Origin of the sequence: Myxococcus sp. CA056 (genome assembly GCF_013336715.1) — a bacterium.
In the GTDB taxonomy this organism is placed as follows: domain Bacteria; phylum Myxococcota; class Myxococcia; order Myxococcales; family Myxococcaceae; genus Myxococcus; species Myxococcus llanfairpwllgwyngyllgogerychwyrndrobwllllantysiliogogogochensis.
This window is the reverse complement of record NZ_JABUMT010000002.1, coordinates 1564025-1590173: the sequence shown is the minus strand read 5'-3', so window position 1 is coordinate 1590173 and position 26149 is coordinate 1564025. Positions and strand designations below refer to the sequence as shown.

Here is a 26149-nt window from a genome sequence, read left to right as displayed (position 1 = left end):
CACCGGCCCGACAGGCCGCTCTCGAACGTTGAAGCTTCCCCGTTCGGGATGGGTTAGTGGGAGGACCAATGAATGTCGATGAACCTCCCCCTGGGGTGATGCCCCAGCGCGCGGTGTGGGTCCGCGCTCGGGAGCACTTGAGCCGATTCACGCACGCGGCGCTTCAAGCCTCCAACCGCCTGCGACTGCCCGGTCCGTCGGTGCTGCCCGTGGCGGGCGCGGTGGTGGGGCTCTACAGCGGCCTGGCCGCGGGCATCTTCTCCAACCTGATTGGCCTGGTGAGCGGGCTGACGTTCGGCGCGGCGGAGCTGGCGCACACGCTGCGCCGCAGCCAGTTGCTGACGTTGATGGACGCGTTCGGCTCGGCGCGGTGGCATCTGGAGTACGCCATCGTCGGGGCGCCGCTGGCGCTCGGCGCGCTGCTGCTGGCGCGGGTCATCGAGCCCGGAGGTCCTCGGGACGAGGTGAAGCGACGGTTGCGCCTGCTGGCGCTGCTGACGCTGGGCGCGCTGTCGCTCTACTACCCGCTGGTGGCGCTGGCCGCGCTCAACAGCGTCTTCGGTCACCCCCACGCCCTGGCGGAGGCGATTCCCCACCTGCCCTGGTGGCTGATGCTGCTGGCCCCCACCCTGGGCGGCGTGGCGGTGGGACGGCTGCTCCGGGACAGGCCGGAGACGCATGGCCATGGCGTCCCCGAGGTCGTCCGAGCGGTGAAGAGTGGCGCCAACGTGGTGCCCGCGGACCGGGGCCTGTTGAAGCTGGTGGCGTCCGCCATCACCATCGGCAGCGGCGGTTCGGCGGGCCGTGAGGGCCCCATCGTCTATGGCGGCGCGGCGTTCGCCTCCAGCGTGGGACGGGTGCTGGGCTTCAGCCGCAGGGAGCTGTCCATCCTCCTGGCGTGCGGCGCGGGCGCGGGCATCTCCGCGTCCTTCAACGCCCCCATCGCCGGGGCGGTGTTCGCGATGGAAATCATCCTCCGCGAGTTCGAGCTGCGCGTCTTCTCGCCCATCATCCTGGCCAGCGTGGCGGGCACGCTGGTGAGCCAGGGTGTGCTGGGCGAGGCGCCCATGCTGCGCAGCGTGCCGTACGAGCTGGTGAGCGGCTCGGAAGTCCTGGCGTACGCGGTGCTGGGCATCGGCTGTGGCCTGCTGGCCTTCACCTTCGTGAAGATGCTGCACGGGGTGGAGCACTTCTTCCAGGGGCGCATGGGCGGGACGCTGTCGCCGTGGCTGGGCCGCAAGTCGCTGCCGTTCCGCGCGGGCCTGGGCGGGCTGTGCGCGGGGCTGATGGCCTTCGTCAGCCCCACGGTGTGGGGCAGCGGGCACGACTTCATCAACCTGGCGGCGGTGGGAAAACTGCCCTTCTTCTTCCTCGTCACCGCCTGCGTGTTGAAGCTGGTGGCGACGGCCATCACCATCGGCTCGGGGGGCTCGGGCGGGACGTTCTTCCCCGCGGCCGTCATCGGCGCCATGGCGGGTGGAGCGTTCGGCACGCTGGTGCACTACTTCTTCCCGGCCAGCACCGGCCCCAGCGGGGCGTATGCGCTGGTGGGCATGGGCGGCGCGGTGGCGGCGCTCAACCGGGGTCCGCTCACCGGGATGATGATGATGTACGAGCTGAGCGGGAACCACGACATCATCCTCCCGCTGATGGTGACGTGCACCATCGCCTCCGCGCTGTGCCACTACCTCATCGAGCGCAACGCGACCAAGGCCCCCAGCGACACGGACCTGCTGGAGAGCACGCCCGTGCAAGCGCTGATGGAGCACGTGGCGCCCGTGCCCGCGGGCCTGCCGATGCGCCCCCTGGCGGACCTGCTGCTCACCTCCGAGACGGGCGCGCTGCCGGTGCTGGACACCCACGGCGAGGTCTACGGCATCGTCCAGGTGGAGCAGCTGCGCGAGGTGTGGCGCGACGAGGCCATGTACCCGCTGCTGGTGGCCAGCGACCTGGCGCGCAAGCTGCCGCTCCTGGCGCCCAATGCCGACCTGGCCCAGGCGCTGCGCATCATGGACCAGGAGGACGTGGACTCCCTGCCCGTCGCCGCTCCCGGGGGCATCGCCACCCGGGGCCTGCTGACGCGCGCCGCGGTGAGGCGCTTCCTCTTCGCCCAGCACGCCAAGGCCCATGCGCGCGGCGACAGCCCCGTCAGCGCCACCGAGGTGACGCACTGACGTGCGGGGCCTGGGGTCCGGGATACCCCCCCTTTTTTACGAGGGAGGCTCGTCCTGTTCGCGGCGCATGGGATGGGACATGCTGGGCGCCCGGAGGCGTCCGTGGAGCTACTCCGTGCGAGTCCAGCCGAGCACCCGCTGCTGCGAAACCTGTACCCGCTCTACCTGCACGACTTGAGCGAGTTCGGGGTGGAGTACCGCCTGGACCCACAAGGGCAGTGGGTGCCCAACTTCCTGCCCACGTGGCTCGCGGCCTCGGACGAGGTCCACCCGCTGCTGCTGCGCTGGGAGGGCCGCACGGTGGGCTTCGCCTTCGTGGCGCAGGCCCCCTTCCCGTACATGACTCCCGGGCGCGACTTCCGGATGAGTGAGTTCTTCATCCTGCGCGGCGAGCGGGGCTACGGCCTGGGACGGCGCGCGGCCATGGCCGTGTTCGACCGCTTCCGGGGCCTGTGGGAGGTGTCCCAATTGCCCGCCAACCACGCGGCCACCTCGTTCTGGAGGAAGGTCATCCGCGAGTACACCGGCGGCCAGTTCGAGGACAGCTACGTGGAGGACTCCCCGGCCCAGCTCTTCGACAACCGGGGACTGCCACCCCTTCGCCTTGGACCGCCCACGACGCGATAGCCGGGTGCGCGCTACGGCTTCGCCTCGGGAGCCGGCGACGGCTCCTTCGTGGCGGGCGGCGTCGCGGGCTTGCCCTGCGAGCACGAGGTGATGGCGCCCGCCGGGTCGATGGCGTCACCGCCGGAGTCCACCTTGAGGACCTTGCGCCCCTCGCCGACGACGAAGGTGTAGCGCTTGGACACCGTCACCAGCGGCATCTTCACGTCGTACGCCTCGACGACCTTGCCGTCCGGGTCCGGGATGAAGGGGAACGGCGCCTTCAGCTCGGCCTTGAAGCGCTTGAGCGTCTCCGCGTCGTCCGTGCTGAAGGCCAGCACGCGCCCCTGCAGCTTCTCGATGTCCGAGTGCCGGGCCGTGTACGCCTTGAGCTCCTTCGTGCACCCTCCCGTGAAGGCCTTGGGGAAGAAGGCGACGATGACGGGCCCCTGCTTCACCAGCTCCGACAGGATGTAGACCTTGCCGTCCGTGTCCTTCACGGTGAAGTCCGGGGCGGTGTCGCCCACGTTGGGGATGGCGGCGACCAGAAGCCCTGCGAGCAGTACGGGAGCGAGCATGCCGGGGATTTGAGCGGACCCGCCCCTCCCAGGCAAGCGACGCCCTCGCTACTTCGACTCGGCCATGCGCGCCCACACGGCCGACGCGGCCTCGCGCGCCTGCTCGGCCACCACGGAGGGGTTCACGGACAACGGGCGGCGCGCCCACATGCGCCACACCCCATCCACCATCACCGCCTCCACGTGCCGGCTGCCCAGGCCGAACACCACGTGCCACGCCAGGTTCTCCGCCGTCAGCGGCGTGGCCGGCAGGTAGTCGAGCACCAACAAGTCCGCCAGCGCTCCTTCGCGCATCGGCCCCAGCGGCACCCCGAAGTGCTGCGACACCAACCGATGCCCGTTCGCCAGGTAGCGCAGCACGTCGATGGGCTGCCCCGCCTCGCGCGAGCGCAGATACGCCGCCTGCGCCTCCGCGAACAGGTCCGCCGACACGCCGTCCGCGCCCAGCGTCGCGCGCGCGCCGAACTTCAGCGCCGGCGCATACCCCACCTCCAACCCCTGGTTGGCGCGCGGCGTGTGGACAATCCACGCCCCCGTCGCAATCACCTGCGCCAGGTCCGCCCACGCCAGGTGCCCCACGTGCGCCAGCTGGCTCCGAGGCGACAGCAGCCCCGCGTCCAGGAGCCGTGGCACCGGCGAGGCCCCATGCCGCTCGTTCGACAGCCGCTCGTCCAGCGGGTCCTCCGCGAGCGGCAGGTGCAGTCCGGTGTTCGCCGCCTTCAGCGCCTCGGCGAGCCCCTGGAGCGCGTCCTGCCCCAGCGTGAAACAAGGCCCCGCGCCCACCTGGCCCCGGAATCTCCCCTTCGCCTTCTGCGCGAAGCCCACCGTCTCTTCCAGTCCCTCTTCGCGCCCCACCGCTCCGCTGCGGTCCGACACCGCGTAGGCGAGCACGCCGCGCACCCCCACCTCGTGGAGACCTCGCGCCAGCCGCACCAGCGAGCCCGACACCGCCTTGGGCGAGGAGTGCAGGGTGCACACCGTCGTCGTGCCGCACTGGAGCGCCTCCAGGCCGCCCGCGCACCCCGCCACCTGGACGGCGTCCAAGTCCAGCGCGTCCTCGTAGGGCCAGAGCACCTTCTCCAGGATGTCCTGGTAGGTCTCCATCGCCGTGTTCGGCATGCCTCGACCCAGGACGGCGTGCAGCCGGTGGTGCGCGCTGACCAGCCCCGGGAAGACGAGCTTGCCGGAGAGGGCCACCACCTCGTCGTCGGCCTCGGGCGTCAGGTCTGGCCCGCGCGCCACGATGCGCTCTCCTTCGACGCGCAAGTCCACGCGTTCCACCACCGCGGGCTCCAGCTCGACGACGTAACCACCCTTGAGGACGGTGCCCAACATCCCTCCGAGGAACGAAGAACGAAGAACGAAGCGCGTGGCGGGTCAGCGCGGCGCGAGGTTAGCACTCCACCCGACCCATCGCGCGAGCCTGCAGATGGCGCGCCCACACCCCGCGTAAGGCCCACCGCACCCCTCGCGACGTGTCGGTGCGCAGCGGGGCCCCGGAGCGTCACGGGGTCGAACCCACCCCGGAGCACCTCACCGCCACCACCACATCAGGGCCCCTCCACGCCTTCCATGCGGGCACCCCCACGCCACCACCGTGGGCCTCCTCGATGACGCGGGTGATGCGGCGGCCGTGGTGGAAACCCACACCTGGCCCGGGCCCGCGAGCCACGGTGGCGCATGCGCCGGGCGGCCGAGTTCGGGACGGAGACGGGCAGGCTTCCCCCCTCGAACTTCTGAGGGGGGACGCGGGGCGGCTCTGCACATAGACTGGCGCCATCTTGGAGTCGGGTCCGAACACCTATTGGGTCGGTCGCTATCGGCTGTCCGCGCGTATCGCGACGGGCGGCATGGCCGAGGTGTACCTGGGGCGCCGCTTCGAGGATGACGGCGCGCGCGGGCCCGCGGTGGCGGTGAAGCGGCTGATGCCGCACCTGGCCTCGGACCGGCGCGTGGTGCAGATGTTCCTCAACGAGGCGCGCATCACCGCGCAGGTGCGCCACCCCAACGTCGTCTCCATCCTCGAGCTGGGCATGGAGGGCACCGAGCCCTTCATCGCGATGGAATTGCTGGAGGGCCGCTCCTTCGCGGAGCTGCGCCAGGAGGCCGCGGAGCGGGGCCAGCGCGTGCCGCTGGGCATCACCCTGCGCGTGCTGGTGGAGGCCTGCCGGGGCCTGGACGCGGCCCACCGCGCCGTGGACGAAGCGGGGCGGCCGCTGCGCATCGTCCACCGCGACTTCACCCCGGACAACATCCATGTGGGTGTGAATGGCGCGGTGAAGGTCATCGACTTCGGCATCGCCAAGGCGGACGCGCTCGGTGCGGGCACGGAGCCCGGCGTCCTCAAGGGCAAGTTCTTCTACATGTCGCCGGAGATGATCGCCGGCAAGCCGGTGGACCACCGCGCGGACCTCTTCGCCGCGGGCGTCATGTTGTACGAGCAACTCTGTGGCCGCAGGCCCTTCACCGGCATGACGGCCGAGGAGGTGCTGGGCCGCATCGCGGAGGGGCGCGCCCGGCCTCCCACCGCGTTCGACCCGTCCGTGCCCGCCGCGCTGGAGTTGGTGTGCCTCACCGCGCTCCAGAGAGACCCGGCCGCGCGCTTCGACAGCCTCGAGTCCTTCATCGACGCCATCGAGGCCATTGGAGGCCAGGCCGAAGTCGCCACCGGAGAGCAGGTGGCCGCGTACGTGGACACCCTCTTCCCGCCGGACCGGGACCCGAAGCGACAGGCCCTGCGCCGCGCGCGGATGGCCGACCCGTCCCATGGCGGCACGCCGCCGATTCCTCGCGCCTTCGACCCCAACGCCGCGCCCCACAACGCCATGACGGTGCCGGCCGCGTGGCCCAAGGTCTTCCTGCCCGACGTGGGCGCCACCCTCCACGGCGGCGAGCCCCCGGACTCCGTGCGCCCGCCCACGCCCACGTCCCCGGGCTCCACCGAGGCCGCCACCGTCACCGGCTTCCGCGCCAGCTCTCCGGGCGTGGTGCCGCCGTCTCGACCTGCCTCCCCGACGGACTCGACGCCTCCCGCGCGCAACCCGACGGACTCGACGCCGCCCACTCGCAACGACTCCGGCATCACCCAGGGCGGCCCTCGACGCCGCTCGCGGTGGGGTCTCGTCCTGGGCGGAGTGCTCGGACTCGCGGCGCTCGGCGCCGGAGGCACGTGGTACCTGACGCGCACGGAGTCGTCTCCGACGGAGCGGCTGGCGAAGGCACAGGCCGCCGACGCGCCCACCGCGAAGGTTTCACTGCTCTCCGGCCTGGGCGAGGACACTCGCGCCACCGCCGAGGAGCTGGCCCAGGCGGGGACGGTGCTGCTGACCGCGGGCGCACACTTCAAGGCGCTGGAGCTGGCGGAGGCCTACGTCGCGCGCTTTCCGAAGGACGTGGAGGCGCACCTGCTCGCGGCCCGGGCGGCGACGGAGCTGAACCGGGGCAAGCGGGCCGAGCGCGCGTTGGACGAGGCCCTCACGCTGGCGCCCAAGGACCTGCGCCCCTCGCTGATGCTGGCGGACCTGCGCGAGCGCCAGGGCGACCTGCCCGGCGCGGTGGCGGCGCTGGCGAAGGCGTACGCCCAGAAGCCGGGCGTGGCGCGGGTGGCGCCTCGCTACGGGCGGATGCTGTCGCAGAATGGCCGGCTGGACGAGGCCGCCTCGGTGCTGTCCGCCTGGACGCGGGAGCATGACGACGCGGCCAGCCTGGCGGAGCTCGGCTTCGTGCGCTTCCGGCAGGAGCGCGTGGACGAGGCCGCCGCGCTGCTCAAGCGCGCGCTGCGCAAGGACGGCAAGCTGGCCGTGGCCCACTACTACCTGGGGGCCGTCCTCTTCCGTCAGGGCGACAGCACGGGCGCCGAGCGCGCCTATCGGGAGGCGGACAGGCTGGCCCCGGAGGACCCTCGGGCCCTGGCGGCGCGATGCCAGCTCCATGCCCATGGTGGCAATGAGACGGCCGTCGCCGAGGTGAAGCGTACGCTGGAGGAACGATTCCCCGAACGGGCGAACGTCCTCGCGGCAGAGTGCAAGGCGGGGAATTAGCTTCCCGCCCATGCGCCTCGTGCTCGTCGCCCTCATCCTGGGGGCGCTCGGCTGTTCATCCTCCCTTGCCTCGCGCCCGGAAGACCCGGGCGACACCGGCCCCGAGCCCTCCAACGAGGAGCCCTCCGTCCCGGAGCGCGCGTCCTGCACCGGACTCTCAGAAGGGCCCGGCACCCACGAATGGACAGTGAGCCACGCCGGACGGGCGCGGACCTACCGCGTCCACGTGCCCCCCGGCTACGACGCCACGCGGCCCACGCCCACCGTGGTGGCCTTCCATGGCTTTGGCTCGAACCCCGAGCAGTTGGAGGTCCAGACGGACCTGTCGACGCTCGCGGACACGGAGGGCTTCCTCGTCGTGTACCCGCGCGGGCTGAGCGCCCAGGAGATTTCCGGCGGCACCTCTCCCCCGCGAGACAACACCCGGGGCTGGAACGCGGGGGCGTGCTGTGGGACGGCCCAGCTGTCCAACATCGACGACGTGGGCTTCGTGGACGCGCTCCTGGCGGACCTGGACACCCGCGTGTGCGTGGACCCGCGCCGCACCTTCGCCACGGGCTTCTCCAACGGCGGCTTCTTCTCCTACCGGCTGGCCTGTGAGCGCGCGGGGCGCTTCGCCGCCGTGGCGCCCGTCTCCGGAATGTCGCCCCTGAATGGGTGCCGCCCCTCCCGCCCGGTGCCCGTGCTGCATATCCATGGCACGGCGGACACCGTCATCCTCTACGAGGGTGGCAACAACATCCCCTTCGGCCGCGCCTACCCCTCGGCCGAGGACTCCGTCCGGAGCCAGGCGGAGCGCAATGGCTGCGGCGGCGCGGTGGTGGAGACGTACCGCCAGGGGGACAGCACTTGTAGCGCCTTCACCGGATGTTCTCCGGAGAACGCCACCGCGTCGCTCTGCACCGTGCGGGGCGGCGGACACACCTGGCCTGGCAGTCCGGTCAGCGCGGGCAACCCCACGCAGGACCTGAACGCCACGCTCGAGGCCTGGCGCTTCTTCCAAACCCGGCCTCGGCCCTGAAGCGCAGGAGAGTTCTTCGTGAGCACACGCGCCCTCATCATCAACGCCGACGACCTGGGGTATGACCCCGCCGTCACCCGAGGCATCCTCCAGGCCATGCGCGACGGCATCGTCTCGTCGGCCTCCCTCCTGGTGAACACCCCGTTCTCCGAGGCCTCCGCCCACGAAGCCGAGGGCCTGTCGCTGGGACTGCACCTGAACCTGGCCCGGGGCACCCCGGTGTGGAGCGACTTCCCGCGCGAGCTGCTCGGCGCCAATGGGAACTTCGTGGAGTCGCGCGCCGCCAGCATGCCCGCCGAAGTCGTGGAGGCGGAGACCCGCGCGCAGCTCGATCGCTTCACGGCGCTGACGGGGCGTCCCGCGACACATGTGGACGTCCACATGCACCTGCACCTGCAGCCCACCGTGCTGGAGGGACTGTCCCGCGTCGCGCGGGAGATGAAGCTGCCTGTGCGCTCCATCGACTCCATCATGCGCCACGCGCTCAAGGCGCAGGGCATCCCCACCAACACCCACTTCCTGGGCGACACGGGCTCGGATGCGTACTGGACGCTGGAGCGACTGGAGGCGGAGCTGGTGTCGCTGCCCTCCGAGGGCATCATCGAGTTGATGTGCCACCCGGGCTACCGGCCGGAGACGGTGAAGAGCGGCTACGGCGCGCAGCGCGAGGTGGAGCTGGCCACCTTCCAGAACCCTCGTGCGCGGGAGACCCTGTCGCGGCTGGGAATCACCCCCGTGGACTACCGGGTCCTCACGCCCGCGAGCTGAGGGCCTCTTCGCCGCGCGCGCCTAGATTCGGGGGCCGAAGCCCACGAGCGGCGGCGGCTCGCCCACGGCGGGCGTCCCCCCGAAAGGCCTGCGCCGCTCCTGCGTGAGGACGTTGCGCACGCGCGCCACCAGCTCATCGGCGACGTACGGCCGCGTGCACAGGGACGTCTCCTCCTGCGCCCACCAAGGCCGCGCATCGCCAGCCAGGAGGATGGGCACCGGCCGCGCGCGCGGCAGCGTGGCGAAGGTCTCCAGGAACAGCCCCGCCTTCCCATGCGTGACGGAGGTGGACAGCACGATGAGGTCCACCGGCAGGTGCGTGGCCCGCCGCAACGCCTCCGCGCCGTCCCGCGTCGTGAGCACCTCGAACCCCTCCGCGCACAACACGCGCTCGGCCAGGGCCTCCTGCGCGGAGTCCTCGTCGAGCAGCAACACTCGCCGGGGCAGCCGCTTCACCTCGTGCGACGGCATGCGCGGCAGGCTCATCGTGAAGGTGCTGCCATGGCCCTCCGCGCTCGCCAGCGACAGCGAGCCCCCGTGCAGCCTCGCGATGGAGTGGCTGATGAACAGCCCCAGCCCCAGGCCTCCGAAGTTGCGGTGCGACACGTTGCGCGCCCGGTAGAAGCGCTGGAACACCTGGGACTGGTCCGCGCCGGGGATTCCGATGCCATGGTCCCTCACGTGGATGCGCGCCTCCCCCGCGAGCCGCTCCACGCACACGGTGATGGGCTCGCCCGGCGGGCTGTACTTGTGCGCGTTCTCCAGCAGGTTCACCAGCACCTGCTCCAGCCTGTCGCGGTCCCCGCGCACCCAGACGCGCTCTCGGGGGACCTCCACCGCGAAGGGCCTGTCGAAAGCCGCGCGGAAGTGGTCCACCACCTCCGCCACCAGCTGCCCCACCTCCAGCGGCGCCAGGTCCAACGCCAGCTTCCCGACGTCCAGCCGCGAGGCGTCCAGCAGGTCATCCACCAGCCCCGCCAGCCGGTCCACCTGCCGCTTGGACTTCAGCACCGTGGACAGCTCCAGCGGCTGCCCCGCGGTGAGCCGCTTCTCCATGGTGTACAGGCCCAGCTTCAGCGGGGTGAGCGGCGTCTTCAGCTCGTGGCTCGCGATGGACATGAACTCCTCGCGCACCTGGAGCGCCGCCTTCGCTTCGCGCAGGAGGCGCGCGTTCTCCACCGCCACCGCGAGCTGGTTGGCCGCCGCCGTCCACAGCTCCAGCTCCCGGGCGGAGAACGACGTGCCCTGCTCCTTGTAGAGCAGCAACAGCCCCACCGTCCGGCGCGGCGCGCACAGCGGCACCGCCGCGAAGATGGAGCCCAGCGAATCCCCATACCCCCGCTGGATGCCCAGCTGCGCCTGACGCAAGGCCATGGCCTGTCGGAACGGGTCATCCTCGGGGTCGAACGTGTCCTCGGGAGACTCCGTCCCCGCCAGGTCCGACACCGCCGAGCGCCGCAGCTCCGAGCCGTCCTCCTCGCACAGATAGACCTCCGCGCGCCGCACCTGGGCGCAGCGCACCAGCGCCACGACGGCCGCCGCGCAGACGGTGTCCACCTCCAGCGTCTCACCCACGGCCCGGGCAATCTCGCGCACCGCCAGCGAGAAGGCGCCCTCGTCATCCACCCCGGAGGGCTCCACCACCAGCCAGGCGCCAGGGGACTCCGCCTCCCTGCCCGGCTTCACCTGCACTCGCACCTGGTGCAGCGCGCGGGTGATGACATGGCCCGTGTGCGGGCGACCCTCGCGGATGGCGAGCTCCACGGCATCCAGGCTCCTCCCCCGCTCGAGCGCGTCCAGGAGGCTGGTGCCTGGGCGCAGGGTCATTCCCGTCTTGCGGGCGAAGCCGTCCTCACACCACTGGACGCATAAATCGGGTCCAACGCGCACCAGGGCTTGAGGGAGACACGAGAAGGCTTCTTCGGCGTCGAGGGGAAGCGTCATGTGCTCGGGAGGTGGCGGGGGGCCTGCTCGGGATTATGAACCCCGCTCCGAGCGCGCAACCGGCCCGCCCCCCGCATTCCCCGCTGGTGGACGACCGCCGCGTTGAGGGGCCGACAGAACCCTCCAGGGGCAGCCTGGAGGGCTGGGGCCCACGTCGTGGATGACACGTAGCGATGGTGTGGTAGACGACACCGCCATGCCTTCGCAGCCGACCAAGGAACTCCAGACCTTCCCCAACCCGGCGCCCGAGCGCGATTACGAAATCGCGTTCGACTGCCCGGAGTTCACGTGTCTGTGCCCGCTCACCGGGCAGCCGGACTTCGCCCGGTTCAAGATTACGTACGTCCCCGACCAGCTCTGCATCGAGCTGAAGAGCCTGAAGCTCTACATGTGGGCGTACCGGAACGAGGGGGCCTTCCACGAGAAGGTCACCAACACCATCGCCGACGACATCATCAAGGCCATCCAGCCGCGCAAGCTGACGCTGGTAGGTGACTGGTTCGTGCGCGGCGGCATCGGCACCATCGTCACCGTCACGCACGAGAAGAAGTAGCCGGATGGAGGAGGGAGCGCCGCTCGCACGGCGCTCTCGCGACTCACTCCACCTTGTCGAAGATGGCGTCGGCGTTCTTGTTCAGGTCCGTCTCGATGCGGTCGGCGGCCTTGTGCACGTTCTCCAGCTTGCGCGCGGCGGCCGCTTCAGGGTCCGTGCGCGCCGGGCGGTTGAGGACGTACCAGGCCGCCGCGGCGAGAACGCCAATGCCCAGCACGAAAGTCACGATGCGTCCCATGGACTGCCTCCTCCCGCCTCAGCGGGTGAGTTGCTGAACGAGCGGCGCCCACTGCGCCTGGGTGAAGTAGAGGCCGGTCCCCGCCGCCGAGGCGAGGATGAGCGCGACGAGCGCCCACTTGAGAGCGCCGCCGGAACGCGAGCGCGAGGTGTCGAAGACCTCCACCGCCGCGTCCAGCTCCTGGGGCCGCAACAACTGCTGCGCCTCCGTCTCCGTCAGCTTCTGGCGGTGGCGCAGGAAGGCGACCAAGAGCCCCGCATGCGACACCTGGACTTCCTGGGCGAGGAAGACGTCCAGCTCGCGGCGCATGGCGGCGGCGTCCGGGAAGCGGTCCTCCGGCTTCACCTCCATGGCGCGCTGGATGATGCGCACCAGGGGCATGGGCACGTTGGGCGCCACCTTGTTGAGCGGCGTGTACTTGCCGTCGCGAATCTTCGCGAAGACCTCGCCCGCCGTCTTGCCGTGGAAGGGCCGGGCGCCGGAGAGGGCCTCATAGAGCAGCACGCCGAGCGAGAAGATGTCGGTGCGGCCATCCAGCGGCGCGCCCGTCACCTGCTCCGGGGACATGTACGAGGGCGTGCCCACCGCCATGCCCGCCTGGGTGAGCGCCTCCAGCCCCACGTCCTTGGCGATGCCGAAGTCCATCAGCTTCACGTCACCGGACTTGGTGAGCATGACGTTGGCGGGCTTCAAGTCGCGGTGGATGATGTGGCGGAAGTGCGCGTGGTCCAGCGCGCTGGCGATGCGCGCGGCGATGACGCCCGTGACGTCCGGCGGCAGCGGCCCTTCCTTGATGAGCGTGTGGAGGGTGGGCCCGTCCACCAGCTCCATCACCATGAACATGCTGTCGTTCTTCTCCACCAAATCGTAGAGGGTGACGATGTTCTGGTGACGGAAGGCGGCGAGCGCGAGCGACTCCCGGCGGAACCGGGACAAGGTTTCCCTGTCTCGCTTGCCCTCCGGCAGCAGTTCCTTGATGGCGACCTCGCGCTGAATCATCTCGTGGAGGCCGCGATACACGACGGCCATCCCACCTCGGCCCAGCTCTCCGAGCACTCGATACGCGCCAATCTTGCGATGACGGACGGCTTTCTCTGCGGCAGGCACGGGCGAAGGGTACAGAACTGGACGCGGACCGTCGATGTCTCACGTGGCCACCCCCGGCGCCGGCGGGTCTGGACCATGGGCTCCCCCCGATTCCGGCCCCCCTCCCCCATGAACCTCCGTCTCCTCGTCCCCCTCCTCGCCCTCTGGTCACTCGGAGGATGCATCGTCCACCGAGACATCCACGGGCACGACTCGCATCCGCCCAAGTCGAAGAAGTCCAAGCGCAACAGCAAGGACTGTCACCCGAGCCAGTACTGGGATGGCGACGAGTGCCGCCACAAGGGCAAGGGCAAGGGCGCTCGCAAGCACGACGGGTGAAGTCCCGGCGCGTGGGGCAGGCCCGCCGTCACTGGGGGCGTGTCCCGTGCCGCCCGGGAGAGTTGTAGGGTGGGTGTGCTCATGCGCACCGAAGCCTCCGTCGTCCCGCAGCCCGTGCCTCCGCTGGCCCCGTCGTTCTCCCGGGAGCATGCGAGCGAGCACTGCACGCTGCTGGATGGGGGCGCGGAGGCGTTTCCCCGGATGCTGGAGGCCATCTCCTTCGCCCGGCACCGCATCCACCTGGAGGTCTACACCTTCGAGCGCGAGGGCGTGGGCGCGCTCTTCCTGGACGCGCTGGTGGCCGCGGCGAAGCGGGGCGTGTCGGTGAAGGTGGTGGTGGACGGCTGGGGCAGCATCGGCGCCAGCAAGTACCTCACGCAGACGCTGCTGGCCGCGGGCGCGAAGGTGCGGGTCTACAACCCGCTCACCTCGCTGTGCCTGGGCCGCTCCTGGCGCAACCACCGCAAAATCCTCCTCGTCGACGACACGGTGGCGTTCCTGGGCGGCATCAACATCGGTGATGCCTACGCGGCGCACGGCGACGTGCCCGGCTGGGCGGACCTGGCGGTGGAGCTGCGGGGGGACATCTGCCGGCAGTTGGGCGCGAAGCTGACCGCGGGCACGGCGGCGCTGACGTCCGGCGCGGTGAGCCTGTACCTGTCCGGCATCGGCGGCGGGCACCGGCTGCGCAAGCGCTACCTGTCCGCCATCGACGGGGCGAAACACGAGGTCATCCTCGCGCACGCGTACTTCCTCCCGGACACGGGCTTCGTGCGAGCGTTGACGCGGGCGGCGCGGCGGGGCGTGAAGGTGTCGCTGCTGCTCGCCGGAAGAAGCGACGTCATCTTCGCCCGCGCGGCGACGATGCGGCTGTACGGCACCTTCCTGCGCGCGGGGGTGAACATCCACGAATGGACCGCCTCCACGCTGCACGCCAAGGCGGCGGTGGTGGATGGGAAGACGCTGCTGGTGGGCAGCTTCAACCTGGACCCGCTGTCGCTCGTGAATCTGGAGACGCTGGTGGAGGCCCAGGAGCCCGGCGTGGCGGCGCAGGCGGCCCTGTGGCTGGACAAGCACGTGGCCCTGTCGCGACATGTGCAATTGGAGCAATGCGGCCGCTCCAGCCTCCAGCGGTGGCTGCTGGATGTCGTGGGGCTGGCGGTGGCGCGCTTCGCGGAGCGCTTCGCCAGCTTCATCGGCCGGCGGCGCAAGCGGTGAGGCCGTCACGCTGGCGTCACGCGAGCGCGTGAAGAGGCCCCCGCCCGGCAGCAGCCCCCCCATGTCGTGCTGCACGAGCCGTCACGGCGCTCTACACTGTTCCACGTCCAACCATGCCCACTCGCCGCCCCGCCCTCCCGCCCGTCCTCGCAGCCATCGATGTGGGGACCAACGCCGTGCGACTGGAGCTCGCCCGGCCGGACGCCGACGGGGCGCTCGAGACACTCCACCAGGAGCGAGACCCCATCCGCCCCGGTGAGGGCGTCTTCGCCACCGGCACCATGCCGGAGGCCACGGCGGAGCGGCTCTTGTCCACGCTCCGGCGCTACTCCGCCCTCTGCCGTCGTCACAAGGCCCAGGTGCGCGCGGTGGCCACCAGCGCCCTGCGCGAGGCCCGCAACAGCCCGGACATCGTCCGGCGCGTGCGCGAGGAGTCCGGCCTCAACCTGGAGGTCGTCAGCGGCAAGGAGGAGGCGCGCCTCATCTGCCTGGGCGTGCTGCACCGCAAGCCCCCCGGCACGCGCTCGCTGCTCATCGACATTGGCGGAGGCAGCACCGAGGTGGCCACCGCCGTGGGCGAGAAGCCCGACAACCTGTGGAGCCTGGGGCTGGGCTCGGTGCGGCTCACCGAGGTCTTCGAGGCGTCGCGCACCGTGACGACGAAGCAGCTGCGCATCATGCGCGGGTTCGTCCAGGAGGTGCTGGGCAAGACGCTGCCGGAGAAGCTGCCGCTCCTTCCCCGGGTGGCGCTCGGCTCGTCCGGCACCATCAACGCCGTGGTGTCCTTCGCCTCCAGCGAGAGCAGCGGCAACGCCACCGTGCGCCAGCTCACCCAGACGGTGGAGACACTGGCGCAGATGCCCGCGGACCGGCGGCGCAAGCGCTTCGACCCCAAGCGCGCGGACATCATCGTCTCCGGCGCCGTCATCCTGGAGGGCGTGGCGAAGTACCTGGGCATCGAGTCCGTCAGCGTCGTCAACCGGGGCCTGCGCGACGGCATCCTCGTGGACCTGCTCTACCGACAGGACGCCCACCACCAGCCCGACGACCACAGCCTCGCGGACGCCGCCATCGCCATGGGCCAGCGCTTCTTCTTCGACGAGAAGCACGCGCGTCAGGTGTCACGGCTCGCGCTGACGCTCTTCGACGACCTGGCCGCCCTGCACCAGCTGCCGCTGTCGGTGCGCCCGTACCTGGAAGTCGCCGCGCTGCTCCACGACATCGGCCATGCGGTGAACTACGAGCGGCACCACAAGCACACGTACTACCTCATCCGCCACGCGGACCTCCCCGGCCTCGCGGACCGCGAGCGAGAGCTGGTGGCCCGCGTCGCCCGCTACCACCGGCGCAGTCCTCCGGAGCTGGCCCACTCGGGCATGGCGGGGCTGACTCCCGCCGAGGCCCGCACCGTGCGAAAGCTCGCCACCCTGCTGCGCGTGGCCAACTCGCTGGACCACAGCCACCACCAGCCCATCAAGGACTTCAAGGCCACCAACGGCCGCGACGGGGTGGCCCTGCACCTGCACGCGCGCCAGCCGGTGGACCTGGAATTGTGGAACGCGGAGCACGAGGTGGCCTCCTTCCGCCGCGTCTTCGGCAAGAAGCTCTCCTTCCACGTCCACCAGGCCGCCGCCCGCTAGTCGCCCGGCACTCCGCCTGCTGGCCAGCAGAGGAGACGTCGCGCCCTGCCCGCGTTGCTCCAGATGCCCACGCTCAAAATCGCACGGGTCCGTCGTCACCAGACGGGCCTCTTCGACTTTGGACGCAAGGGCCCCTCACGGGGGAAGGAGCGCGCGATGAAGGCCGTCGTATTCCATGGGATTGGGGACATCCGGCTCGACGAGGTGGCGGAGCCGCGCATCGAGAAGCCGACGGATGCCATCGTCAAGCTGTCGGCGAGCGCCATCTGTGGCACGGACCTGCACATGATTCGCGGGACGATGCCGGGGATGAAGCCGGGCACCATTCTCGGGCACGAGGGCGTGGGCTACATCGAGGCGCTCGGCGACGACGTGCGCAACTTCAACGTGGGCGACCGCGTCGTCATCCCCTCCACCATCGCCTGCGGCAACTGTGTCTACTGCCGCGCCGGCTACCATTCGCAGTGCAACGACGCGAACCCCCATGGCGCCTCCGCGGGCACGGCCTTCTTCGGCGGACCGGAGCAGACGGGCCCCTTCCACGGCATGCAGGCGGAGAAGGTGCGAGTTCCCTTCGCGCACGCGGGCCTGGTGAAGATTCCCGAGGGCGTGAGCGACGAGCAGGCCATCCTCGTCTCCGACATCTTCCCCACCGGCTACTTCGGGGCGGAGCTGGCGGAAATCAAGCCGGGCGACACCGTGGCGGTGTTCGGCTGCGGGCCGGTGGGGCTGTTCGCCATCGTCAGCGCGAAGCTGCTCGGCGCCGGCCGCGTCTTCGCCATCGACTGCCATGAGGACCGGCTGGAGCTGGCGCGCGGCCAGGGCGCGGAAATCATCGACTTCGACCAGGAAGACCCGGTGAAGACGCTCCTGCGCCTCACCAACGGCATCGGCGTGGACCGCGCCATCGACGCGGTGGGCGTGGACGCCGAGCACGCGCACGCGGGCCCCGCCGCGAAGCAGGCCAGCGCGCAGAAGGCGGAGCTCAAGCGCGAGGCGAAGGAGGCCGCGCCGAAGACGAAGCCGGACGGCGACAACTGGGTGCCCGGCGACGCGCCCGCGCAGGTGCTGTCCTGGGCGGTGGAGGCGCTCGCCAAGGCGGGCACGCTGTCCATCATCGGCGTCTACCCGGCGCAGGTGCGCACGTTCCCCATCGGCATGGCGATGAACAAGAACCTCACGCTGAGGATGGGCAACTGCAACCACCGCAAGTACATCCCCCGGCTGCTGGAGCTGGTGCGCACCGGCGAGGTGGACCCCACCGCCATCCTCTCGCATGTGGAGCCCATGAGCGGCGCGCTGGACGCCTACCGCAACTTCGACCTGCGCAAGCCGGGCTGGGTGAAGGTGGAGCTGGAGCCCAATCAGCTCCAGTGAGCCCTCACGCGTCCAGCACCAGGCTCGAGTCCCCGAACTCGTGCCCCAGGTAGCCGCGCGCCTCCGCGTGCGCGGCCGCCTCCTTCAACAGCAGTGACGGCGCGAAGGCATGGAGCAGCGCGTGGTGGCTGCTGCCCGGCTCGTGCATGCCGGTGAGGAGCCCGTGCACCACGCGGGGCACGAAGCCCGGCCCCAACAGGAGGTCCGTCACCGCTTCGCCCGCCACCAGTCGCCCGCCGTTCATCGCCGCCCGGCCCTCCAACGCCCGCACCACCGTGGTGCCCACCGCCACCACCCGCCCTCCCGCCGCGCGGGTCGCCTCCACCTGCGCCACCGTGGCCACGGGGATGTCCGAGCGCTCGGGCCGGGGCAGCGCCGCGTCCAGCACCGCGTCCCCGGTGGACGACAACCCCGCCGCGTGCGTGAGCGACGCCAGCCGCACGCCCCGGCGACGCAGGGCCAGCAGCACGTTCCAGGTGAGGGGCAGTCCCGCCGAGGGCGCCTCCGTGGCCCAGGGCCGCGCGCCGTAGCCCGTCTGCACGTGCCACAGCGACAGCGGGGCCACGGTGTACGCGTACTGCACGGGACGGCCTCCCTGGTACAGCGCGGACCAGAGCGCGGCGCCGTCCTCGTCGAAGGCCACGCGCAGGAGGCGGGGCGAGGGCGGCAGCACCTCGACGACCTGGACCGGCAACCCGACGACGGTGAAGCGCGTTCCCGCCGGCAACACGGGCGGAGGAGGGCGGTCCTCGGTGCGCTTGCGCCAGTCTCCCGCGCCGAAGAGGACGGCCGTCCAGGTGCCGTCCTCCTCGCGCGACACCAGCCGCAGCTCGACTCGCTCTCCCGAGGCCGTGCGCCCCAGGAGCGAGGCGGGGAACGTGGCGGCGTCGTTCACCACCAGCAGGTCTCCGTCGCGCAGGAGCGACGGCAGGTCCGCCACGCGGGCGTCGGAGAAGCGGCGTCCTCGGGGCTCGATGTGCAGGAGCCGTCCCTCCTCGGGATGGTCCACGGGCCAGCGCGCGGGCTTCATGCGGCCTCCAGACTCTCCGCCACCAGGCGGGAGCCCGACGGCAGCGACTGCGCGCGGCGCTCCACCATCGCGACAATGCGGGCCGCCACGTCCTCCGGCCGGGCCAGCGTCGAGCGGTCCGCCTCCGGCATGGCGTCCGCGTGCATGCGCGTGTCCATCTCCCCCGGGTCCACGTTGAGGAAGCGCACGCCCGTGCCCTCCAGCTCCGCGGCCCAGAGGCGGCCCAGGTGCTCCAGCGCGCCCTTGGACACGCTGTAGGAGCCCCAGCTCGGATACGCGGAGAGGGCCGCGTCCGAGCTGATGTTCAGCACCAGCCCGCCCCCTCGCACCACCATGTTGCCCACCACCGCCTTGGTGAGCCGGAAGGGGCCCACCACGTTGACCTCCAGCACGTGCTGGAAGTCCTCGCACGCGGTGTCGAGCAGCAAGGGCAGCGGCGTGGGGCCCAGGATGCTGGCGTTGTGCACCAGCACGTCCAGCGGGCCCACCAGCGACGTGGCCACGCCCACCAGCCGGTAGATGGACTCCTTGTCCCCGACGTCATAGGCCACGCCGTGCGCCTCCAGCCCCTCGGCTCTCAGGGACTCGGCGGCGGCCTCCATCTCCGGGGCGTGTCGGGCCACGCCCACCACCCGCGCGCCTCGCCTCGCGAACCCTGCCATGAGGGCCCGCCCCAGCCCCCGACTCGCTCCCGTCACCAGGACCGCTTTTCCGGTCAGCGTCATTGGAATGTCCTCCTTGCCTGGAGGGATACGTCCGTCGCGTTGATGAAATGGCGTCTCGGACAATCCTTTGGCAGATTGCCAACCCATGGCCATCGACGAAGAGGACCTGCCGAGCAGACTGGCGCGCAACATCCGGACCCTGCGGGAGACGCGGGGCGCCACGCAGGCCCAGCTCTCCAAGCTCGCGGGGGTGCCCCGGGCGACGTGGGCGAATCTCGAGTCGGGCACCGCCAACCCCACGCTGTCGGTGCTGCACCGCGTGGCGGCGGCGCTCCAGGTGTCGCTGGAGGAGCTGGTGGCGAGGCCTCGCGCCAGTGCGCGGCACTACCCGCGCGACAGCCTGACGACGCGCATGCGAGGTGCGGGGCAGTTGCGCAAGCTGCTGCCGGACCCGCTGCCCGGCATGGAGTTCGACCGCGTGGAGCTGCCCTCCGGCGTGCGCATCACCGGCGTGCCCCACACGCCCGGCACCCGCGAATACCTGGCCTGCGAGTCCGGGGAGATGGCCCTCGTCGCCAGCGGTGAGCGCTTCGTCCTCAAGCCCGGAGACGTCGTCGTCTTCCGGGGGGACCAGAAGCACTCGTATGAGAATCCAGGGACGCGCACGGCGGTCGGCTACTCCGTCGTCCTGCTCGCGCCCCCGCTGTGATGACGGCTCAGCCCGCGTCGCGGCCGTAGTACCAGGCGGTGAGGGCCAGGCGCGAGGCGTGGGCGGGCAGCACCTCGTGCTCGATGCGCTCGCTCAGGAAGACGACGAGCGTGTCGAGCATGGGGGCCACGTCCACCGGCGCCGAGCCCTCCGGATGCAGCCGCAGCACGCCTCCGTGCTCGGGCACCCAGCCCGCGTTGGCGTACCAGATGGCGGTGGCGCGGCGGTTGGATTGTCCGGGGAATGAGTCGAAGTGACGCGCGTAGCGCGCTCCGCCGCCGGGGTAGCAGGCGAGCTGGAGGTCGAAGCGTCCCAGGCCGAGATAGGCCGCTGATGAAAGCGCCTGTCCGAGCTGAGCGAAGTGTTCCCACAGGACGCCGAGCCCTGTTCCAGCTTCCGGCTCCACCCAGCCGATGAGGTCTCCTCTCACGCGGGAGTCCAGGGTCCGCTCGGCGCCCCGGCGGATGCCCGCGGCATGCAGCACTCCAGATTCAGCCCTCGCCAGCGCTTCAGCCCGCGCGGCGAGGGCGGCCACATCCCCGAGGAAATCAGGGCGCGTGAAATAGCCACGCGTCCCCAGTGCCTCCACCTCTACATCGGTCAGCTCCACACGTGCTCCTTCCAGCAACGTGCCGCCCACACGCGCGCACCGTGCCCCAGACGCGTGCCGCGAGGAAGGAGATACACTGGGCCCATGGCGCACCTCTCGCGAATCCTCGCGGTCCTCCTGGGCATCGTCGCCGGAGCCCTGGGCGCGGGCTGGCTCTTGAGGCCCACCTCCCCCGCCCTGCCGGACACCGCCTCCGTGGTGCAGCAGATGCGCGAGGTGGCGCGGCTGGAGACGCTCGACGTCGCCCTCTACAAGAAGGTGACGTTTTCCCCCGAACCCAAGGCCACGGATGCGCTGTGGAAGGACGTGGTGAACTGGGCGGCGTACACCCTCCAGAACCCGCACGGCCGCGCCATCGTCTTCGCGGACGCGCACCTGGGCTTCGACTTCCAGCGCCTGGGCCCTTCGAGCCTCCACGTCGCCGGCACGAAGGTCCACGTCGTGCTGCCCCCCATCGACGTGCGCGTGGCGCTGCGGCCCGGGGAGACGGAAATCATCGACTCCAACCTGGACAGCGCGCAGACGGCGCAGTTGTTGGAGAAGGCGCGCCTGGCCTTCGAGCACGACGTGCGCGCCGACACGAGACTCCAGCAGCGCGCCCGGGACTCCGCCGAAAGGGCCCTGCGTGCGCTGCTCCTCACGCTGGGCTACCGCGAGGTGGTGTTCGTGGACCGGCTGCCCACCGGCACGGCGGGGTGAGCCGGCCCCACGGACGTTCACGGCTCTGACAGCAAGGCGCGTTCAGCGTCCTGGAGCCAGCTCTCGAACGCCTCGCGCTGGGCCTGGGCGTACTCGGGGGCCTTCACCCGGATGTCCGCGTCGAAGAGGAAATGCCAGACGATTTCCTCCACGTCGAAGCTCGCGCGGACGGTGCGAAGTCGCAGGCACAGCGCGATGGACGCGTCCACCCACTCCTTGAGGCTCTTCTTGTCCGTGGGGTCATGGTCAAAAAGCCTCCTCATCTCCTTTAGCGCAGCGGACCACTCGGCTGATGACACGGGTATGCCTCCTACGTTTCCCACCGTTGGAGCCTTCACTCCGGTGGCGCACCATGATGGATCAGGATGACCGGGTCGCCATCGTGTGAAATCACGAGCGCGGACCGGGATGACGCCACGGCGCTCGCGAGCCCCGCGACAGGCCCGCCAAACAGGTTCGGATGTTCCGGGTCCGTGAGGGCCCCGATGGCGACCCTGTCGTAGGCGGGGAAATGCTCCGGGACCGCGAGCTCGTCATCCAGGAGCAAGACCGAGAGCGCGTCTCGCCTCATCGCCTGGACCACGTCGCCTCGCCCGGAATCCCCTCCCAGGGGAACAGCCACCCTCATCGACACGACGAAATCACCGCGTTCAGTGGGTCTGTCGAAGATGAGCACCCCCGAAGCAGTCCTCCTGAAGGCCTCACTCGACATGAACTTCTCGACCGCATCCCATCCAGGATGCGTGGCGCGGGGTCCGAGCGCCCATTCCTCGTATGACAGGACTGTTGCCCTGGTCATCGCCACCTCCGGAGCGACCTGTATCAGTCCCCAGCGGCCCGGTCCCGGGTGAGCCCTTCGTCCGACAGAAAGAACAAGCCGGCGATTCCCTCCGGAGTCGGCTCCAGGTCCGCCAGCACTTCCCAGGCCGAGGGGTCGGAGACTCGGGCCACGAGCGCCATCTCTCGCCGCACCAGGGAGCCATAGAGGGGCTCGTCTCCCGCCTGCTCCGCCAGCAAGCGCCGCTGGGACGCGGTGAGCAGCCGCGCGCCGTCGAGCCCGTCTCCCGCGGCCACCGCCCACAGCCCCGAAAAGCTCTCCGCGAGACGGACCTCGCCCCGGTCGACGACGACGGGCCGCACGGGCGCCGGATGCGCCTCCAGGTTCCGCCACGCCGCCGTGTCCACCGCCTCCCGCGTCAACCCAGCCGACCCCAGGGCGGACTCGGGCAGGTAGCGCACGAAGTCCGCGTCCTCCAGCACATAGAAGACCTCCAGCCTCGCCGGCCCCTGGCGGTGCAGCGCGCCCACCGCCTTCGCCTCGAAGTCCGCCGGACGCAGCACCGGACGAAGCCGAGCCTCCAGCGACGCCCCTTCCGAACCCAGCCCCGAGTCCAACCCGCCCAATCGCGCGGCCAGGGCCTCCACGTAGGGGCCCAACCCCGCTGAGCCCGGGGCCTCGCGATACGCCGCGTACAGTGAGCCCACGTCCACGCGCCCCACTCCACCCGTGGCCAGCTTCACCAGCAGGTCCTTTCCCTGCCGCCTAAAGACCACCCGCGCCCGTCCCAGCGCGCCCGCCAGCGCGGCGGTGAACTCCGGCCGGAGCACCTGCTCCTCGGGCACGGCCGGGGGCGGGAGCTCCGCCGCCTCCAGCTCCGCCTTCAACAGCCGCGTCTCCGCGTCGAACGGGTCTCTGGCCAGCGCATCCGTGACGTACGCCTGGGCCTTCTCCACCTCGCCCCTGCGCAGCGCCAGCACCGCGAGCACCTTGAGGACCTCCGGGTCCCCGGGCTCCTGCGCGCGCGCCTGCCGCAGCAGCGCCTCCGCGTCCCCATTTCGCTCCAGCCCGAGCAGCGCCCGAGCCAACCCCAACATCACTGGCACGTCCCGAGGGAAGTCGCGCCGCAGCGCATCCAGCAGCGGCAGCGCCTCCCGGTCCGCGCCCGCGTTGATGAGGGCGTGCGCCAGCGCCAGCCTCGGCGTCGGCCCCTCACTGCCCTGTGCCTGCGCGCGGAGCGCTTCCAGCTCCGCGTCACTCAGGACCTCACCCGCCTCCACCTTGCGGCGGATGCGCTCCACTTCCAGCAAGACGCTCACCCACACGACTCTAGACGCCCGGCCGTGATTCACGAACCCACCCCGCACCGGACTCCGAGTTCCATTGGCAGACAAGCATTCCAACCCACCCAGACACGATGGGCTTTCGACATACACAGACATCGCCCCAGTCGACACCCACATGCCCTGGGGTTGGATGGTTTGAGCAAAACCCGTCAGGCAGGATGCGCCTGCTTCGCAGCCGGATACCGCACCCCGAGCCATCCCGAGTTCAGCTTCGTGGACGTGGCGAAGTCCCTCGGCGTTCCGCATGACCAGGTGATTCACCACCGGGACGAAATGAAGACCGCGCCGAAAGTCGCGGTGGAGCACGTTCTGACCCGACATGAGTCGTAGGTGCGCACGGCTCAGGTGACGCCGCGACCGTCCGCGAGGGCGGCCGGCGAGGGTCTCCAGGCGACGGCGGCCCCCGTTGCCCCTCCTTCCTTGGACCTCGGGGTGGTCCACCCGCGGGGCCTCAGTGCCGTGGCGGAGTATCCGGACTGTCGCCGGCATCGGGAGACGACTCTCCGGCGGCCTGCGCGGCCTCACCGCCCGAGCCGCCCTCCGTCTGCGCGAGGAAGTCATCCAGCGCGCCCACGTCGATGGGCTTGCGGAACACTGCGTCCACCAGCGCGAGGCTGGCGCGGTTCTGCCCGCGTACGTCCATTCCGGTGACGATGGCGAGCAGCACGTGGGGCGTCTTCTCGCGAAGCGCGCGCGCCAGCTCCCAGCCGCTCATCTCCGGCATCACCGCGTCCAACAGGGCCGCGTCGAAGCGGCGCCGGTCCCACATCTCCAGCGCCACGTGGGGGTCATGGGCCACCTGCACCTCGTAGCCCTCCTCCCCCAGGACTTCGGCCATCATCCGCGCGTTGTCCAGGTCGTCGTCCACCACCAACACGCGGCGCGTCTGCTGGAAGCGCCGGGGCGCCGCCGGAGCCACCGCCTTCGTGCCGCTCGGCGGGGTGCGCGTGGGCTCGTACGTGGACGACTGCTCGTGGACGCGCGGCAGCCGCACCACGAAGGCCGCGCCCTTTCCCGTCGTCGCGTTCTCCGCCGTCAGCTCGCCGCCCCAGCGTTGCACCTGCGCGCGCGCCACCGCCAGGTACAAGGAGAGCTGCGGCGCTCCCGGGTCCCTGCGCAGCGGGTCGAACAGGTGCGAGAGTTCCTCCGCCGCGTACGTCGGGCCCTCGTCCTGGATGCGCAGGATGAGCCACTCCCTGCCTTCCGCGCGCGTCGTCAGCTTCAGGTGGCCGCCCTCCTCCATGCGGTCCCTGGCCGCCAGCAGCAGGTTCACCACCAGCTCGCGGAAGAAGGCCGCGTCCGCGCGCACCGCGCCCGGGTCATGCAGGTCCAGCTCCACGTAGACCGGGTGCTCGCGCTGCTCCAGCTCGCCGCGCGCCAGCTCCAGCGACTCGCGCACTGTCTGGTCCACCTTCACGTCGACGGGCCGCTCCTCGGTGCGCTGGACGTTGAATTCTTGAAGCCGCGCCACCAGCTCGCCAATCTGCTGCACCGTCTTGTCCAGCGCCTCCAGGTGCTCGGGCTTGTACTCACGCTGGAGCAGCGTGATTCGCAGGCGCAGCACGTTGAGGAAGTTGTTGAGCGCATGCGCCGCGCCCCCCGCCAGCTGTCCCAGCGCCTGCTGCCGGGTGCGCTGGAGCAGCCGCCCCTGGAGCCTGCGCAGCTCTCCGTAGGCGCTCTCCAGCGCCTTGGTCTTGTTCGCGGACTCGGTGCGGTCGGTGAAGGTCTGGATGGCGCCGGCCAGTTCGCCTTCTTCCTCCCAGACGGGCGTGGCGCTCATCTCCAGCGTCACCTCGCCGCCGCCGGGACGCTCCACCACCATCATCACCCCGCGCACCGGGCCCTGCTCCTTCAGCGCGCGCACGAAGGGCATGTCCGCGACCTTGAAGGGCTCGCCCGTCAGGTGCCGGGCGTTCACCTGCGTGAGCACCGGGGACACGGTGTTCACCGCGCGCCCGCCCACCACCGCGCGCATGGGCACGCCCATCAGCCGGCTCACCGGCGGCGTGGCGAAGGACACGGTGCCGTCCACTTCGGCCAGGAGGATGCCCACGTCGACGTGGTTGAGCACCGACTCCATCACCGCCGCCTCGCGGAAGCGCACCTCCTCCGTCTTCAGGATGCGCGCATAGGACGCCTGCGCCGCCGCGTCCCCTTCCCACACCAGCTCCGCGATGAGGCCGGCGACCTCCGGCTCTATCAGCCCGCCGTGGTGGCGCGCGTAGACGTGCAGCAGCACCGACTCCAGGGACTTGAACTCGCGCGTCAGGTCCTCGGGCTCGAAGTTCTGCGTGTACCGGTCCGCGCCGTGGGAACGGGCGACCTCCGGCCACAGGCGCACCGCGTCCTCGCCCCGGTCCTTGAGCAGGCGCGCCATCTCCCCCACCAGTCGCCGCAGTGGGGCACGCAAGTCCCTGCCCGGAATCTCCACCTCGTAGACTTCCGCGCGCAGGCGTTTGGCCCACAGGCGCGCCACGCGCTCCTGCTCCCCCTGGAGCAGCTCCGACAGGGCTTCGATGGGATTGAGCCGGGCCACGTTCAAGTCGCCAAGGTGGGCATGCCCGCCCGCCATGGCCACCCGTGCCCCCGCCTGTCCGCCCGCTCCAAGGGACCGATGCCGCCGGTGTCCCAGGCCGCCTGCTCGCCCACCGGGAGGCAGGGCGTGCGCGCGGGCGCGCTCACATGGGGGCGATCATCCGGACGAGCCGTTGCATCGACCCGCGCCCCGTCCCA

The 26149-nt window shown here is 71.0% G+C and carries 24 protein-coding genes; 12 read left to right on the top strand and 12 right to left on the bottom strand.

Annotated elements, in window-relative coordinates; genetic code table 11:
* The first annotated feature begins 68 nt into the window (after positions 1-68).
* Together HUA76_RS13925 and HUA76_RS13920 are read left to right on the top strand one after the other, a co-directional pair.
* Positions 69-2174, top strand: a complete 2106-nt coding sequence (locus HUA76_RS13925; protein ID WP_254614157.1) for a chloride channel protein — start codon at positions 69-71, stop codon at positions 2172-2174.
* A gap of 102 nt (positions 2175-2276) precedes the next feature.
* Positions 2277-2801 (top strand): GNAT family N-acetyltransferase, encoded by a 525-nt coding sequence (locus HUA76_RS13920; protein WP_141646089.1) that lies wholly within the window; start codon positions 2277-2279, stop codon positions 2799-2801.
* Positions 2802-2812: 11 nt separating this feature from the next.
* On the opposite strand, the gene HUA76_RS13915 is transcribed toward HUA76_RS13920, so the two are convergent.
* Both HUA76_RS13915 and HUA76_RS13910 read right to left on the bottom strand, forming a co-directional pair.
* Complete coding sequence (locus HUA76_RS13915; RefSeq protein ID WP_174461102.1) at positions 2813-3355, bottom strand: peroxiredoxin; 543 nt, start codon at positions 3353-3355, stop codon at positions 2813-2815.
* A gap of 48 nt (positions 3356-3403) precedes the next feature.
* Positions 3404-4687: an amidohydrolase family protein gene (locus HUA76_RS13910; RefSeq protein ID WP_174457989.1), complete on the bottom strand. Its 1284-nt coding sequence runs from the start codon at positions 4685-4687 to the stop codon at positions 3404-3406.
* Between the two features lie 518 nt (positions 4688-5205).
* Between HUA76_RS13910 and HUA76_RS13905 the strand changes: the two genes are divergently transcribed.
* The 3 genes from HUA76_RS13905 to HUA76_RS13895 are packed head-to-tail and all read left to right on the top strand — an operon-like array spanning position 5206 to position 9184.
* Positions 5206-7395: a protein kinase gene (locus tag HUA76_RS13905; RefSeq protein ID WP_254614233.1), complete on the top strand. Its 2190-nt coding sequence runs from the start codon at positions 5206-5208 to the stop codon at positions 7393-7395.
* Between the two features lie 10 nt (positions 7396-7405).
* On the top strand, positions 7406-8416 hold the full coding sequence (locus tag HUA76_RS13900; protein WP_174461101.1) for a PHB depolymerase family esterase: 1011 nt from the start codon (positions 7406-7408) through the stop codon (positions 8414-8416).
* An 18-nt stretch (positions 8417-8434) separates the two neighbouring features.
* Positions 8435-9184, top strand: a complete 750-nt coding sequence (locus HUA76_RS13895; RefSeq protein ID WP_174461100.1) for a ChbG/HpnK family deacetylase — start codon at positions 8435-8437, stop codon at positions 9182-9184.
* Between the two features lie 21 nt (positions 9185-9205).
* Here the strand turns inward: HUA76_RS13895 and HUA76_RS13890 are convergent, their stop codons facing one another.
* Positions 9206-11128: a hybrid sensor histidine kinase/response regulator gene (locus tag HUA76_RS13890; protein ID WP_174461099.1), complete on the bottom strand. Its 1923-nt coding sequence runs from the start codon at positions 11126-11128 to the stop codon at positions 9206-9208.
* A 196-nt stretch (positions 11129-11324) separates the two neighbouring features.
* On the opposite strand from HUA76_RS13890, the gene queF reads away from it, so the two are divergent.
* Entirely contained in the window at positions 11325-11681 is a 357-nt protein-coding gene (gene queF, locus HUA76_RS13885) for a preQ(1) synthase (RefSeq protein WP_141646096.1), read from the top strand.
* A 43-nt stretch (positions 11682-11724) separates the two neighbouring features.
* Here queF and HUA76_RS13880 read toward each other — a convergent pair whose 3' ends face one another.
* Both HUA76_RS13880 and HUA76_RS13875 read right to left on the bottom strand, forming a co-directional pair.
* The gene (locus tag HUA76_RS13880; protein ID WP_141646097.1) at positions 11725-11919 is read right to left on the bottom strand and encodes a hypothetical protein; all 195 of its coding nucleotides are present in this window, start codon (positions 11917-11919) and stop codon (positions 11725-11727) included.
* Between the two features lie 18 nt (positions 11920-11937).
* Complete coding sequence (locus HUA76_RS13875; protein ID WP_254614232.1) at positions 11938-12948, bottom strand: protein kinase; 1011 nt, start codon at positions 12946-12948, stop codon at positions 11938-11940.
* 186 nt (positions 12949-13134) lie between these two features.
* Between HUA76_RS13875 and HUA76_RS13870 the strand changes: the two genes are divergently transcribed.
* From HUA76_RS13870 to HUA76_RS13855, 4 genes are all read left to right on the top strand, one after another.
* A complete protein-coding gene (locus tag HUA76_RS13870; RefSeq protein ID WP_141649499.1) occupies positions 13135-13344 on the top strand; it encodes a hypothetical protein in 210 nt (69 codons plus the stop codon).
* An 81-nt stretch (positions 13345-13425) separates the two neighbouring features.
* The gene (locus HUA76_RS13865) at positions 13426-14562 is read left to right on the top strand and encodes a phosphatidylserine/phosphatidylglycerophosphate/cardiolipin synthase family protein (RefSeq protein ID WP_141649498.1); all 1137 of its coding nucleotides are present in this window, start codon (positions 13426-13428) and stop codon (positions 14560-14562) included.
* A gap of 113 nt (positions 14563-14675) precedes the next feature.
* On the top strand, positions 14676-16202 hold the full coding sequence (locus HUA76_RS13860) for a Ppx/GppA phosphatase family protein (protein ID WP_174461097.1): 1527 nt from the start codon (positions 14676-14678) through the stop codon (positions 16200-16202).
* 156 nt (positions 16203-16358) lie between these two features.
* Complete coding sequence (locus tag HUA76_RS13855; RefSeq protein WP_174461215.1) at positions 16359-17579, top strand: zinc-dependent alcohol dehydrogenase; 1221 nt, start codon at positions 16359-16361, stop codon at positions 17577-17579.
* Positions 17580-17583: 4 nt separating this feature from the next.
* On the opposite strand, the gene HUA76_RS13850 is transcribed toward HUA76_RS13855, so the two are convergent.
* Positions 17584-18609, bottom strand: coding sequence for an S-adenosylmethionine:tRNA ribosyltransferase-isomerase (locus tag HUA76_RS13850; protein ID WP_174461096.1), 1026 nt, complete (start codon positions 18607-18609; stop codon positions 17584-17586).
* Positions 18606-19334, bottom strand: coding sequence for an SDR family oxidoreductase (locus tag HUA76_RS13845; protein ID WP_174461095.1), 729 nt, complete (start codon positions 19332-19334; stop codon positions 18606-18608). Before HUA76_RS13845 ends, HUA76_RS13850 begins: the two co-directional genes overlap by 4 nt.
* 91 nt (positions 19335-19425) lie before the next feature.
* On the opposite strand from HUA76_RS13845, the gene HUA76_RS13840 reads away from it, so the two are divergent.
* Positions 19426-19983 (top strand): helix-turn-helix domain-containing protein, encoded by a 558-nt coding sequence (locus HUA76_RS13840; RefSeq protein ID WP_141649036.1) that lies wholly within the window; start codon positions 19426-19428, stop codon positions 19981-19983.
* Positions 19984-19990: 7 nt separating this feature from the next.
* On the opposite strand, the gene HUA76_RS13835 is transcribed toward HUA76_RS13840, so the two are convergent.
* Positions 19991-20593 carry a 2OG-Fe(II) oxygenase gene (locus tag HUA76_RS13835; protein ID WP_174461094.1) on the bottom strand — a complete coding sequence of 201 codons (603 nt, stop codon included), beginning with the start codon at positions 20591-20593 and terminating at the stop codon, positions 19991-19993.
* An 84-nt stretch (positions 20594-20677) separates the two neighbouring features.
* On the opposite strand from HUA76_RS13835, the gene HUA76_RS13830 reads away from it, so the two are divergent.
* Complete coding sequence (locus tag HUA76_RS13830) at positions 20678-21292, top strand: DUF4230 domain-containing protein (protein ID WP_141649033.1); 615 nt, start codon at positions 20678-20680, stop codon at positions 21290-21292.
* A gap of 17 nt (positions 21293-21309) precedes the next feature.
* On the opposite strand, the gene HUA76_RS13825 is transcribed toward HUA76_RS13830, so the two are convergent.
* The 4 genes from HUA76_RS13825 to HUA76_RS13810 form a co-directional block, all read right to left on the bottom strand.
* Positions 21310-21591, bottom strand: coding sequence for a hypothetical protein (locus HUA76_RS13825; RefSeq protein ID WP_174461093.1), 282 nt, complete (start codon positions 21589-21591; stop codon positions 21310-21312).
* Between the two features lie 35 nt (positions 21592-21626).
* On the bottom strand, positions 21627-21968 hold the full coding sequence (locus HUA76_RS13820) for a hypothetical protein (protein WP_174457951.1): 342 nt from the start codon (positions 21966-21968) through the stop codon (positions 21627-21629).
* Between the two features lie 146 nt (positions 21969-22114).
* Positions 22115-23389: a tetratricopeptide repeat protein gene (locus HUA76_RS13815; RefSeq protein WP_371823471.1), complete on the bottom strand. Its 1275-nt coding sequence runs from the start codon at positions 23387-23389 to the stop codon at positions 22115-22117.
* 478 nt (positions 23390-23867) lie between these two features.
* Positions 23868-25988: a hybrid sensor histidine kinase/response regulator gene (locus tag HUA76_RS13810; protein WP_254614156.1), complete on the bottom strand. Its 2121-nt coding sequence runs from the start codon at positions 25986-25988 to the stop codon at positions 23868-23870.
* Positions 25989-26149: the final 161 nt, after the last annotated feature.